Raw genomic sequence first — 12,361 nt, 5'->3', positions numbered from 1 at the left:
AGCGGCTCACCTGTTTCCGACACCCGTGCACGGGGTGGGTGTCACTCGGCCGGAACAGGCGTGACAGGTGCCCCGGCGAGCGCCCTGCGGTCGACACGTTACCCAGTGCTTCACATTTCTGTGAAACCCCACCTGACCTGCATTTTTGCTTGGATTTCCAAGTAAATCGGCAAAGTCGGGAAGGAGCCTGGTCACAGCCTTGCAGGAGGCCGGAGCAACGGCACGTTATCCCGGCCACCCGCGCCACGGGAAGAGCCCTCGGGGAGCTACCTGCGGCCGTTCGGGCGGTCGGGACGGCGGTCGGCGGGCCCGTGCGCACACGGGACGCCCTGCCCGGCGGACCCCTCGCCGGCGCCCTCACGGCACGCTTCCGCATGACCCGACGCGACCGCCTGTGACACGTGTTGCCACTTGGTGACCATGTGTGACAACGCCCAGCTCACGGGCCGGAAAGGTGGCCTAGCATCGGGCGCGTGCCGCGCTCCTGTGTACCCCCCTCAATGCCCCACGCGCCCCCTCTGGGCGCTCTGCTCCACCGGTACTCCGCCGGCTCCGCGCTCACCTGCGAGCCCGTCGAGGAAGGGCTTCTCAACCGCGGATACCGGCTGCGCACCACCCGCGGCCGCTACTTCCTCAAGCACCACTTCGACCCGGACACCGCCGACCCCGCGTCGATCGCCCGCCAGCACCGTGCCACCGAGCGCCTGGCCGATCTGGGCGTCCCGGTCGCTCCCCCGCTGCCCGGCCGCGACGGCCGTACGGTCGCCGTCGTCGGCGGCCACGCCTACGCCCTGCACCCGTGGATCGAGGGCCGTCACCGCCACGGCTCCCAGCTCACCCCCGGCCAGTGCGGCCGCCTCGGAGCGCTGCTCGGAGTGGTGCACGCCAGCCTGGAGCACGTGATGCGAACGCCCGCCGGGCAGCCGCCGCCGGGGCGTGGAGAGCGGGTGCCTCCGGCGCGCGAACCGGAGCGCACCACCCCGACCGGGCGCGACGCGCGCGCCGAACGCGCCCCCCACCCGCAGCACACGCCTCCGTCCGAGGCCATCTGCCCTGCGGCCGGTCCCGTCCCGCCCGCCGCTCCATCGGTCCATGCCACCCGTGCCACCCCTGCCGGCCCCGCCGACCCGCCCGCCCGGGCCGAGCCGGCGCCCCCGGGCGGGCCCGCCGCCCCCTTCGAGTCCGCTGCCCCCTTCGCGCCCACCGCCCCCGGCCGGTCCGACGCCCCCGCCCCGAGCTCCGACCCGGCGGACACCTTCGTCCTCATCGACGACCTCCTCGGGCGCGTGCGGCGACACCGCCCCGCCGACTCCTTCGACGAACTCGCCCGCCACCGCCTCCTGGAGCGGCGCGGGCTCCTGGAACGGCACGCCGACCGGCGTCCCCCGCACGGCGGACCGGTCGGCTGGGTGCACGGGGACTTCCACCCCTTCAACCTGCTCTACCGCGGGGACGCGCCCGCCGCCATCGTCGACTGGGACCGGCTCGGAGTGCAGCCCCGCGCGGAGGAGGCCGTCCGCGCGGCCGCGATCTTCTTCGTCCGGCCCGACGGCACGCTCGACCTGCCGAAGACACGGCAGTACGCACGCGCGTACCGGCGGGCGGCGGGAGCCTCGCCCCGCGAACTCGCGGCAGCCGTGCACCGCGTGTGGTGGGAACGGCTCAACGACTTCTGGATGCTGCGCTGGCACTACGAGCGCGGCGACACCCGCGCGGACTCCCAGTTCCCGGCGTCCTCGGCGCTCGCGGTGTGGTGGACGCGGGAGTACGACGCCGTCTGCGGGGCTTTCACGGACTGACCCGCCGGGGGCCCTGCGGGCCGCCCGGTTCCCCCGGAACGCGCACGCGCGCGTGGAGCCCGGTCAGGGCCCACGCGCGCGTGGAGGAGGAAAACAGCCGCGCCGAGCGGTGCCCGGCCGACCGGGTCACCTGCCGACCGGGTCACCCGCCGCCGAGGCCTCCGCCCAGGGTGGTGTTGCCCGGGTCGGTCCCGCCCGTCTCGCTGCCCGTGGCCGGGGCGCTCGGCTCCGTCTCCGTGTCGGTGGGCTTGTCCGAGGGCTTGCCACCCGTCTCCACGTCCGTCGGCTCGCCGGTGGCGGACTCGGACGGCGAGGAGGACGGCGAATACGACGGCGAGTACGACGGCGAGTAGTTGTGGTTGGTGTTCGAACCGGTGTTGTCGTCCGAGGAGTCGCCGCTGGACGTGTCGCTCTCCTTGTCGCTGGGCTTCTCGCTCGGGGCGGTGTCCGACACGGACGGCGAGGCGGAGGGCGACGGAGAGGTCCCGCCGCCGCCGGTTCCGGCGTTCTTGGTGTTCAGGGCGAGCGCGACGCCCGCGGCGATGGCGATCACCGCGAAGACGGCGAGGATCCACAGCTTGCCGCGGCCGCTGCCCCGGTTGCCGTGTCCCTCGAAACCACCGTCGTCACCGCCGCCGTACCCGGTGGGCAGGATCGGCTGCGGGATCTGCGAGGTGCTGGGGCCGCCGGCGCCCTGCGGCAGCACGGCGGTGCCCGCGAAGCCGGCGGCGGCCGCGCCGCGGCCGTCCTGCGCGCTCACCGGGCCGGTGTTCCAGGTGCCGGTGTGGCCGCCCTGGTCGTACAGCATCTGCAGCCCGTACTGGACCAGGCCGCGCATCTCCTCGGCCGTCTGGAAACGGTCGTCGGGGTCCTTGGCGAGGGAGCGCATGACCAGGCCGTCCAGCTCCGGCGGGCACTCCCCGCCCGAGGTCTGCGACGGCGGCACCGGGATGTCCTGCACATGCTGATAGACCACCGACAGCGGTGTCTCGCCGGTGAAGGGGGGCCGCAGCGCCAGGAGCTCGTACAGCAGACAGCCGGTGGCGTACAGGTCGGAGCGGTGGTCGACGGCCTTGCCGAGCGCCTGCTCCGGCGAGAGGTACTGCGGGGTGCCCATGACCATGCCGGTCTGCGTCATCGTCGTGGACGCGCCGTGCAGGGCGCGCGCGATGCCGAAGTCCATCACCTTGACGGCGCCGTTGTGCGTGATGATCACGTTCGCCGGCTTGATGTCGCGGTGCACGATGCCGTGCTGGTGCGAGTACGCGAGCGCCTCCAGCACACCGGAGGTGATGATCAGGGCCTGCTCGGGGCCCGGCGCCTCGGCGTTGAGGAGCAGGTCGCGGATCGTGCGCCCCTCGACGATCTCCATCACGATGTACGGCACGCTCTGGCCGCCCACGAAGTCCTCGCCGGAGTCGTACACGGCGACGATCGCATGGTGGTTGAGGCCGGCCACCGACTGGGCCTCGCGCGTGAAGCGGGCCTTGGACACGGGGTCCTCGGCGAGGTCGGCGCGCAGCAGCTTGACCGCCACGGTGCGGCCGAGACGTACGTCCTCGGCCGCGAACACCTCGGCCATGCCGCCTCGGCCGAGCCGGCGGGTCAGCCGGTATCGGCCGTCTCCGACCAGCCCTCCGTTGCCCCAGTTCTCCGGCGCATCTGACATACCGCCGCCAGTCGCCTCGGGGTCGGACGGGCCCTGAGCGCGCTGCTGTGCCATCAGTCCTCGCCGTCGTTTCTGCCCGCGGTGCGCGCGGTGTTGTCACGGTCTCCGTCGGCCACGCTACAGCCTCCACGCAAGCCGCCGGTCCGGGACGATCCCCGGAACGATCCCCGGGGCGGACCCCCGGCGCCGGTCCGGGACGGACCGGCCATCAAACCCGTACTCCGTGCAGCCGTGCAAATTCCGTGTACCGGCCGAGCGGCACCTGTAACGCTTCCGCGACGCTTCTTTCTCGTAGGGTCACGGAACGGGCACCGAGCTTGACGTGTCGGTGCCCTGCGGCAGACTTGGCCGGGAATAGCACTTTCGATCAACGACAGTCAACGGCGCCAGAAGGCCAACGGGGGACGCAGAAGATGAGCCAGGACGGCGCGCAGGGCCGGTACGCGGGGCGGGCGCTCGCCGCCGGCCGCTATCAGCTGCGCGACTTGCTCGGCGAGGGCGGCATGGCCTCGGTCCACCTCGCCTACGACGCCGTGCTCGACCGTCAGGTCGCGGTGAAGACCCTGCACACCGAACTGGGCCGTGAACAGGCCTTCCGCGAGCGCTTCCGGCGCGAGGCGCAGGCCGTGGCCAAGCTCACGCACACCAACATCGTCTCCGTCTTCGACACGGGCGAGGACGACGTGGACGGGCTCACCACCCCCTACATCGTCATGGAGTACATCGAGGGCCGCCCGCTCGGCTCGGTGCTCGACGAGGACGTGCACCGGCAGGGCGCGATGCCTGCCGACAAGGCGTTGAAGATCACCGCTGACGTGCTGGCGGCGCTGGAGATCAGCCACGAGATGGGGCTGGTCCACCGCGACATCAAGCCCGGCAACGTGATGATGACCAAGCGCGGCGTGGTCAAGGTGATGGACTTCGGCATCGCGCGGGCCATGCAGTCCGGCGTCACCTCCATGACGCAGACGGGCATGGTCGTCGGAACCCCCCAGTACCTCTCGCCCGAACAGGCCCTGGGGCGCGGGGTGGACGCCCGGTCCGACCTGTACTCGGTCGGCATCATGCTGTTCCAACTGGTCACCGGGCGGCTGCCGTTCGAGGCCGATTCACCGCTTGCGATCGCGTACGCGCACGTGCAGGAGGAGCCGGTGACTCCCTCCTCGATCAACCGGGCGCTGCCGCCGGCCGTCGACGCGCTCGTCGCCCGCGCGCTGAAGAAGAACCCGAACGAGCGTTTTCCGACCGCCGTCGCCATGCGCGACGAGTGCCTGCGCGTCGCCGCGTCCTTCCAGCCGGCCCCGCCCAGCATCGTCCCGGGCGCGCAGACGTCCAGCGGCGCGGGCGTCGGCTCGGCGGTGTTCCCGCCGGTCGGCCAGAGCACCCCGCCGCAGGGAAGCGTGCAGACGCCGTACCAGCCCGGGCCGAACCCGTACGGCACTCCGACGCCCGCCGCGTCCTACGGCTATCCCCAGCAGGGCGGCTATCAGACGCCCGCTCCGGCATACAACCAGCAGGCGCAGCACACCCCGCACGCGTACAACCTCAGCCCGCAGCCGTCGACCGCGGTGCCCTCGGGCGGCCGCAGGAACAGCAGGCCGGTCCTCATCGGCTCGGCCGTCGTCGCCGTGGTCGCGGTCGGCGGTCTGATCGCCAGCCTCACCGTGGGCGGCGGCTCCCACGACGACTCCAAGGGCGGCGGCGGGACCGCGAGTTCCTCGCCGGCGGCGACGAAGGCGGCGAACTACCGCGCGCCGGACACCTCCAAGACGATCGACGCGACGGAGTGCTCCGAGCCGCAGGAGTCGTACAACGACCCCGCCAAGATCCGGGTGCCGAACTTCAAATTCAAGTACATCGGCTCGGTCAAGGCGTGCTTCCAGGCCGCCGGCTGGCAGTACAAGATCACCAAGGTCGACGAGAACACGTACGGCGACGGGGCGGTCATGGACCAGTTCCCCTCCGCCGACACGGACGTCGACCCCAAGAACATGCCCGAGATCGAGCTCAAGGTCTCCACCGGCAATCCGGCGTGACGGCCCGCCGGCGCGTGCGACGCCGTCCGGCCTGGTCCGACGTCATGTGAAAGGGCCCGGCGTCCGACGCCGGGCCCTTGACGTGTACTGCAGGACTACAGGTACGGGCCGCTGGGACTACAGGTACGGGCCGCCCGAGCGGCCGCCCGCGGCGCGCGGATCGTCCATGCCCTCGTGGCTCGCGCCGGGCGGCAGGGCTCGGCGCATCTGCTCCAACTGGGCCCTCGCGGCCATCTGCTGAGCGAAGAGCGTGGTCTGGATGCCGTGGAAGAGGCCCTCCAGCCAGCCGACCAACTGGGCCTGCGCGATGCGCAGTTCCGCGTCGCTCGGCGTCGACTCCTCGTTGAACGGCAGGGAGAGCCGCTCCAGTTCCTCGACCAGCTCCGGGGCCAGTCCGTCCTCCAGCTCCTTCACCGAGCTCGAGTGGATCTCCTTCAGCCGGACCCGGCTCGCCTCGTCCAGGGGAGCCGCACGCACCTCCTCCAGCAGCTGCTTGATCATGCTTCCGATCCGCATGACCTTCGCCGGCTGCTCGACCTGCTCCGTGACCGGAATCTCACGGGAGTCCTCGTCGGCGTCGATGCCGCCGAGCGCCATGCCGTCCTGGCCTACGACCAGGATCTTCTGGGCGTTCTCCGGCGACCTTTCGTTCCTCGGCATCTCCATGCCGTCATTCTCTCGCACGCTCCCACCTCATCACCGCGGTGCCCCCCGTGACAGGTGATCCACCGTTTCCGTTCGGCGCAGTCCGGAATGCGGGGGAAATTCGCCGATGTAACGCTTGGTGAGTGTTTTGTCGGCGACCGGTCATCGGGAGGGGGTCACGGACGTGACTCCAGTGCAGTGGGCATGGTGCGGCGCGCGGGTGGCCATGACGGCCCTGGCGGGAGCCCTCGTGCTGTCGTACGGGGGCGCCACGTCGTACGCGGCCGGATCGGCGCCCGGAAGCGTCCCGGCGTACGCCGACGCGCCCGCGCCGGCCACGCCCTCCCCCTCCCCGCGCGAACCCGACCGGGCCGGCAGCCGGGCGGGCGAGGGACGCGCGCGGCCTGGGCGGGAGGACGAGGGTGAGGACGCCACGACGCAGGACCCGGGCGGCGGGGACGCCTCCGGTGACGACCCCGACACCGGGGACGGCGAGGCGGAGACCGGCGACGGCGACCACTCCGACGACAGCGCGTCCCAGCCTCCCGAGGCGTCCGTTCCCGTGACCTCGGCGGAGCCCCAGGACTCCGTGCGGCAGGCTGGCACGCAGGGGGAGCGGGCCGACGGCCCCGTCCTGCAGATCCTGCCGCTCGGCAGCGGGCTCGTCCTCATCGGCCTCGGAATCGCCCTCGCGATCGCCGCCCTGCGCCTGCGCCGCAGCTGACACCGCACCGAGCCGGACGGCACCGCTCGTGATCAATACACTTAGGGCGCGACCAGCAACACCTTGCCGACGTGGCCGCTCTCCTCGACGACCCGGTGGGCGGCGGCCGCGTCGCTCATCGGGATTTCGCGGTCGACGACGGGGCGTACCCGGCCGGCGGCGACCAGCGGCCAGACGTGCTCGCGCACGGCCGCCACGATCGCGGCCTTCTCCTCCAGGGGACGGGCCCGCAGCGAGGTCGCGCTGATGGCGGCACGCTTGCCGAGGAGCGCGCCGATGTTCAGCTCGGCCGTGGCTCCGCCCTGCATGCCGATGATCGCGAGACGGCCGTTGACGGCGAGGGCCTGGACGTTGCGGTCCAGGTACTTCGCGCCCATGTTGTCGAGGATGACGTCGGCGCCGGCGCCGGCGGTGGCCTGCTTCACCTCGGCGACGAAGTCCTGCTCGCGGTAGTTGATCAGGATGTCGGCGCCCAGCTCGGCGCACCGGTCCAGCTTCTCCTTGGTGCCCGCGGTGACGGCGACCCGCGCGCCGACCGCCTTGGCCAGCTGGATCGCCATGGTGCCGATGCCGCTGGAACCGCCGTGCACGAGCAGCGTCTCGCCGGGACGGAGATGGGCGATCATGAAGACGTTCGACCAGACGGTGCTGGTCACCTCGGGGAGCGCAGCGGACTGCCGGAGGTCGACGCCTTCGGGCACCGCGAGCAGCTGGCCGGCCGGCACGGCGACCTTCTCGGCGTAGCCGCCGCCCGAGAGCAGCGCGCACACCTCTTCGCCGACGGTCCAACCGGAGACGCCGGGGCCGATCGCGGCGATCCGCCCGGAGCACTCCAGGCCGGGGTAGCGGGAAGCGCCGGGCGGCGGGTCGTAGAAGCCCTGCCGCTGCAGGATGTCGGCGCGGTTGACGGCGCCGGCCACCACCTCGACCAGGACCTCGCCCTCGCCGGGGACGGGATCGGGAACCTCGTCCCACACCAGCGCCTCGGGACCACCAGGTTCGGGAATCGTGATCGCATACATGAGGACGACGCTACTCCTCGCCCCCGGCCGAAGGACCGCGGCGTAACGACGGGCGGTCGCCGCAGAGTTCAGGCCGGCGGCAGCGGCGGCAGCGGTGGTACCCCGGGCATCCCCGGACCGCCGAGGTTGGTGTGCGCCCTGTCCGGCCCGACCCGCACGATCGACACCAGCCGGTCCGTGGGCTGCAGCACCCCGATCGCCGGGTCGTCGTAGTCCAGGACGCGATGCCCGCGCACGACGCTGACCACCAGGTCGGCCGTCTCGCGCGGACCGCGGCCCGCCTCGGCCTTGGTGACCGGCCGTTCGACCAGGTCGAGCCCGTCGCCCTGCTGGATCAGGTCCTCCATGACCCGGCCCGCCGCCGGGCTGAGCACGGACAGACCCAGCAACCGCCCGGCCGCCCCGGCGCTGGTGATGACCTCGTCGGCTCCCGACTGCTTGAGCAGCGGCGCGTTCTCCTCCTCGCGGACCGCCGCCACGATCTTCGCCCCCGGGTTGAGCTGGCGGGCGGTGAGCGCGACCAGGACGGCCGTGTCGTCGCGCTGGGTCGCGATCACGATCCGCCCCGCCCGCTGCACCTCGGCCCGCCGCAGCACATCGCTGCGCGTCGCGTCACCGACCACGCCCTCGTAGCCGTCGGCCCGCGCCGCGTCGACCGCCTTGGCGCTCGGGTCGATCACCACGACCTGCTCCTTGCGCAGACCCGCCGCACAGGCCGTCCGGATCGCGGACCGGCCCTTCGTGCCGAAGCCGACGACGACAGTGTGGTCGCGCAAGAGGACCTCCGGGGATCATGGGCATCTGGGGGGGCCGAGGACATGTGTTGATCCATGGCGGGCGCGAACCCGCCGGGAACCATGGTGCCCACCGATCCGATCACCGTCAGCAGGGGGCACACGATGAAGGACCACGAACGACAGCCCGGCCCGACCAGGCTCTCACTGTTCAGGTCCCTCTGGTACCGCTCGCGCACCGAAGCCCGCGACGACGCCGAGGCGGGGCGCTCCATCACGATGCCCGTGCGCGTCGGCGTGCCCCCGCTCCAGCAGGTGCTGCGGCGACTCGCCCTGGGGCTCCTGGTACTGGCCGTCACCACCCTGATCGTCTACGCCGACCATGACGGCTACAACGACAACTCGGACGGCTCCGTCGGCCTGCTGGACGCGGCCTACTACGCGACCGTCACCCTTTCCACCACCGGCTACGGCGACATCACCCCGGTCAGCGACACGGCCCGGCTCGTCAACATCCTGGTCATCACACCGCTGCGCGTGCTGTTTCTGATCATCCTGGTCGGCACCACCCTGGAGGTGCTCACCGAGCGCACCCGCCAGCAGGTCCGCGTCCACCGCTGGCGCGCCCGCACCAGCGGCCACGTCGTGGTCGTCGGGTACGGCACCAAGGGCCGCCACGCGGTGGAGACCCTCGTCGGGCAGGGCGTCCCCAAGGACCACATCGTCGTGGTGGACGCCCAGCGCAAGGCTGCGCTCGTCGCCGGGGACGACGGACTGGTGTCGGTCACCGGGGACGCCACGCGTTCGGAGACGCTCGTCAAAGCCGAGGTGCACAACGCGTCCCGGGTGATCGTCTCGCCGCAACGGGACGAGACGGCCGCACTGGTCACCCTCACGGCCCGTCAGCTGAACCGGCGCGCCACGATCGTGGTCGCCGCCCGCGAGGACGAGAACGTGCCGCTGCTCAAGCAGAGCGGCGCGGACACCGTGATCACCAGCTCCAGCTCCGCCGGACGCCTGCTCGGTGTGTCGATGATCAGCCCGACGGTCGCCAGGACACTGGAGAGCCTGATGACCATCGGCAGCGGCCTGGACCTCGTCGAGCGCCCGATCACCAAGGCGGAAGCGGGCAAGGAGCCCCGCGCCTGCACGGATCTCGTCGTGGCCGTCGTCCGCGGCAAGGAGTTGCTCGACTACACCGACCCCAGGCTCGCCCGTCTGGAGCAGGGGGACCGGGTGATCACGGTCACCCGAGCCGTTCCGGCTCCCGAGCGGACATGACGGTGTTTCACGTGAAACGAGGGCGGGGTTTCACGTGAAACGACAGCGCGTGTTTCACGTGAAACATGCGCCGATCCCGGCGGTCGCCCACGGCAGATCCAGCAACTGCGCCTCCTGACCCGCCCGCGCCCCGCCCGGCGGTACGACGGCGAGGGCGTCGGCCGCCGCGATGCCGCGCAGCATGGCCGGACCGTTGTAGTGCAGCGGCACGGCGTGGTCGCCCCGCAGGACCACGGGGATGAGCCGGGTGTCGTGCGGGTGCCCGTGCACCGCCTCCCGCAAGGGCAGCGTGTACGACTCGGGAGCCCCGCGGGCAGCGAGGGTGCGCAGCAGCGGCTCGGCGAGCGTGAGCAGGCCGGAGACGGCCGCGAGCGGGTTTCCGGGCAGACCGACGAGGTGCTGGCCTTCCTTGACGCGCGCCAGCAGCATGGGGTGCCCGGGACGCACCGTGACTCCGTCGACGAGGAGCTCGGCGTCGAGCCGGCGCAGCGTGGGGTGCACATGGTCGTGAGGCCCCGAGGCCGTGCCCCCGGTGGTGACGATCAGATCAGCCCCGGACGAGGTGATGGCCCTGTGCAGGACCTTCGCGTCGTCACGGAGCCTGCGTACGGCGATGACCTCGGCGCCCAGAGCCCGCAGCCACGGCGGCAGCATGGGACCGAGCGCGTCCCGGATGAGGCCGTCGTGCGGGCGGCCCTCGGTGAGCAGTTCGTCGCCGAGCACCAGGACCTCGACCCGGGGCCGGGGCACGGCGGTCACCGTGTCGTACCCGGCGGCGGCGGCGAGACCGAGGACGGCCGGCGTCACCACCGCTCCGGCGAGCAGCAGCTGATCACCGGAGCGGCACTCCTGGCCGCGTGGGCGGATGTCCTGACCGTGCTGCATCTCGCGGGTCGGATGCAGCCGGCCGCTGTCGTCGGTGCGGCCGTGCTCGCTGCGCAGCACCGCGGTGGTGTCCGGGGGGATCCGGGCCCCGGTGGCGATCCGGACGGCCTCGCCGTCGGCGAGGGGAGCGGGCGCGGAACTCCCGGCGAGCACGCCCTCCTCCCGTACGAGCCAGGGCCCGGGACCCGCGACCGCCCATCCGTCCATCGCCGACGTGTCGAACGAGGGCAGGTCGGTGAGCGCGGTCAGCGGGGCGGCCAGAACCAGACCGAGGGCGTCGCCGAGGCCGACGGAGACGGGGGCGGGACGGGGGCCCGACCGGGCGGCGCGGGCGGCGATCGTCCGGGCCTCCGGCCAGGCGGTGGCGCGGTGGCGATGTTCCGCGGCGGTCCGGTGCCCCGCGTCCGCGCCCCCGGCGGACGGCGGGACGCCGGGCTCGCGCTGGGCCGGGCGGGGGCCGCCGGTCGGGCGGGTGGAACCGTTGCCGTCCTTCACGAGGGCGAGCGCCTCCTCGACGTCGAGGTCCTCGGCGTCGAGGCCCTGCCGGGCGCCGTGCGGGGTCATCCGGCGTCCGGTCCCGGACCGCCGGTCTCGGCGGTCTTGTCCTGCCCGGCCGCCCGCTCGGCTCCCTGCCCGGCCTCCTGCCCGGCCTCCTGGGCCCAGCGCACCGCCAGCTCGGCGGCCTTGCGGGCGGCCTCGGCGACGGCCTCGGGGCCGCCCGCGCCCTGCGCGGCCGCGTAGCCGACCAGGAAGGTGGTCAGGGGGGCCGCCGGCCGCGCCACACCGTGGGCGGCGTCCCGGGCGAGGTCGAGGAGGACGCCGGTGTCGACGTCGAGGTCGACGCCCAGTTCGGCCTTGACTGCGGAAATCCATTCATCCAACACGTGGTCATGCTCCCTGATACGTGCCCTGGCAGTGGCGATGTCGTCCCAGGTGTCGCAGTCGAAGGACCCGACCGGGTCGGGGACGCGGGCGAGGTCGAGTCCGGCGGTCAGCCGGCGCAGGGGCAGCCCGGCGAGGCCGCCGTGGGCGGCGGCGAGCACCGCCAGTTCACGGCGCAGCGCCGCCGAGCGGTACGCGGCGACGAGCGGCTGGTCGCGGCCGTCCGCGTCGGTGAGCAGCACGCCCTCGGCGCCGCCGGAGCGCAGGGCGGTCAGCAGCCGCCGCACGGTGTCCGGGGCGAGGAAGGGCAGATCGGCGGAGAGGACGAGGACATCGTCCGCCGTGACACGGCGCAGCCCGGCGTCGAGCGCGGCGACGGGCCCCGCGCCGGGCGGGTCCTCGCGGGCCCAGCACACGGGCCGGACGGTGGGGCGGGGGTCCGCGACGACGACGGTGGCACGGGCGTCGGCGCAGGCGCCCAGCACCCGGTCGAGCAGCGCGCGCCCGCCCACCGGCACGCCGGGTTTGTCGGCCCCGCCGAGCCGACGGGCGCCGCCGCCGGCGAGCACGACGGCGTCGTGGGCGGCGGGCTCGTTCGAGGTCACCCCCCGAGTATGCGGGCCGGTCCCGGGGTTTCGGGCCCCCGGGACCCCGGCGGGCGCGGGAAGCGCGGCGACGCGCCCA

Annotated in this window: 9 protein-coding genes and 1 pseudogene; 4 read left to right on the top strand and 6 right to left on the bottom strand. The window is 73.1% G+C overall.

Annotated elements, in window-relative coordinates:
* Positions 1–473 precede the first annotated feature (473 nt).
* Positions 474–1,799, top strand: a complete 1,326-nt coding sequence (locus Sri02f_RS30965; protein ID WP_445009693.1) for a phosphotransferase — start codon at positions 474–476, stop codon at positions 1,797–1,799.
* A gap of 142 nt (positions 1,800–1,941) precedes the next feature.
* Here Sri02f_RS30965 and Sri02f_RS30960 read toward each other — a convergent pair whose 3' ends face one another.
* On the bottom strand, positions 1,942–3,468 hold the full coding sequence (locus tag Sri02f_RS30960; RefSeq protein ID WP_245970884.1) for a protein kinase domain-containing protein: 1,527 nt from the start codon (positions 3,466–3,468) through the stop codon (positions 1,942–1,944).
* A 413-nt stretch (positions 3,469–3,881) separates the two neighbouring features.
* On the opposite strand from Sri02f_RS30960, the gene Sri02f_RS30955 reads away from it, so the two are divergent.
* Positions 3,882–5,504 carry a protein kinase domain-containing protein gene (locus Sri02f_RS30955; RefSeq protein ID WP_109004630.1) on the top strand — a complete coding sequence of 541 codons (1,623 nt, stop codon included), beginning with the start codon at positions 3,882–3,884 and terminating at the stop codon, positions 5,502–5,504.
* A gap of 117 nt (positions 5,505–5,621) precedes the next feature.
* Here the strand turns inward: Sri02f_RS30955 and Sri02f_RS30950 are convergent, their stop codons facing one another.
* On the bottom strand, positions 5,622–6,170 hold the full coding sequence (locus tag Sri02f_RS30950) for a bacterial proteasome activator family protein (protein ID WP_109004629.1): 549 nt from the start codon (positions 6,168–6,170) through the stop codon (positions 5,622–5,624).
* 163 nt (positions 6,171–6,333) lie between these two features.
* On the opposite strand from Sri02f_RS30950, the gene Sri02f_RS30945 reads away from it, so the two are divergent.
* Positions 6,334–6,873, top strand: a complete 540-nt coding sequence (locus Sri02f_RS30945; protein WP_245970883.1) for a hypothetical protein — start codon at positions 6,334–6,336, stop codon at positions 6,871–6,873.
* 41 nt (positions 6,874–6,914) lie between these two features.
* On the opposite strand, the gene Sri02f_RS30940 is transcribed toward Sri02f_RS30945, so the two are convergent.
* Positions 6,915–7,895: an NAD(P)H-quinone oxidoreductase gene (locus tag Sri02f_RS30940; RefSeq protein WP_109004628.1), complete on the bottom strand. Its 981-nt coding sequence runs from the start codon at positions 7,893–7,895 to the stop codon at positions 6,915–6,917.
* A gap of 68 nt (positions 7,896–7,963) precedes the next feature.
* Positions 7,964–8,671, bottom strand: a pseudogene (locus Sri02f_RS30935) (potassium channel family protein); the annotation flags it as partial.
* 123 nt (positions 8,672–8,794) lie between these two features.
* Here Sri02f_RS30935 and Sri02f_RS30930 point away from each other — a divergent pair.
* Positions 8,795–9,910, top strand: a complete 1,116-nt coding sequence (locus Sri02f_RS30930; RefSeq protein ID WP_109004718.1) for a potassium channel family protein — start codon at positions 8,795–8,797, stop codon at positions 9,908–9,910.
* A 54-nt stretch (positions 9,911–9,964) separates the two neighbouring features.
* On the opposite strand, the gene Sri02f_RS30925 is transcribed toward Sri02f_RS30930, so the two are convergent.
* Both Sri02f_RS30925 and Sri02f_RS30920 read right to left on the bottom strand, forming a co-directional pair.
* Complete coding sequence (locus Sri02f_RS30925; protein ID WP_109004626.1) at positions 9,965–11,359, bottom strand: molybdopterin molybdotransferase MoeA; 1,395 nt, start codon at positions 11,357–11,359, stop codon at positions 9,965–9,967.
* Positions 11,356–12,282 carry an NTP transferase domain-containing protein gene (locus Sri02f_RS30920; RefSeq protein WP_245970882.1) on the bottom strand — a complete coding sequence of 309 codons (927 nt, stop codon included), beginning with the start codon at positions 12,280–12,282 and terminating at the stop codon, positions 11,356–11,358. Before Sri02f_RS30920 ends, Sri02f_RS30925 begins: the two co-directional genes overlap by 4 nt.
* Positions 12,283–12,361 lie beyond the last annotated feature (79 nt).

Origin of the sequence: Streptomyces rishiriensis (assembly GCF_003112535.1) — a bacterium.
Classification (GTDB): Bacteria; Actinomycetota; Actinomycetes; order Streptomycetales; family Streptomycetaceae; genus Streptomyces; species Streptomyces rishiriensis.
Note: the sequence above shows the minus strand (reverse complement) of the source record. Positions and strands in the feature narration are given on the sequence as shown.

What these genes read in the sequence shown, in the direction of transcription:
- Sri02f_RS30960 (WP_245970884.1), bottom strand. Translation starts at nt 3,468, where the DNA reads ATGTCAGATGCGCCGGAGAACTGGGGCAACGGAGGGCTGGTCGGAGAC.
- Sri02f_RS30955 (WP_109004630.1), top strand. Translation starts at nt 3,882, where the DNA reads ATGAGCCAGGACGGCGCGCAGGGCCGGTACGCGGGGCGGGCGCTCGCC.
- Sri02f_RS30950 (WP_109004629.1), bottom strand. Translation starts at nt 6,170, where the DNA reads ATGGAGATGCCGAGGAACGAAAGGTCGCCGGAGAACGCCCAGAAGATC.
- Sri02f_RS30940 (WP_109004628.1), bottom strand. Translation starts at nt 7,895, where the DNA reads ATGTATGCGATCACGATTCCCGAACCTGGTGGTCCCGAGGCGCTGGTG.
- Sri02f_RS30930 (WP_109004718.1), top strand. Translation starts at nt 8,795, where the DNA reads ATGAAGGACCACGAACGACAGCCCGGCCCGACCAGGCTCTCACTGTTC.
- Sri02f_RS30925 (WP_109004626.1), bottom strand. Translation starts at nt 11,359, where the DNA reads ATGACCCCGCACGGCGCCCGGCAGGGCCTCGACGCCGAGGACCTCGAC.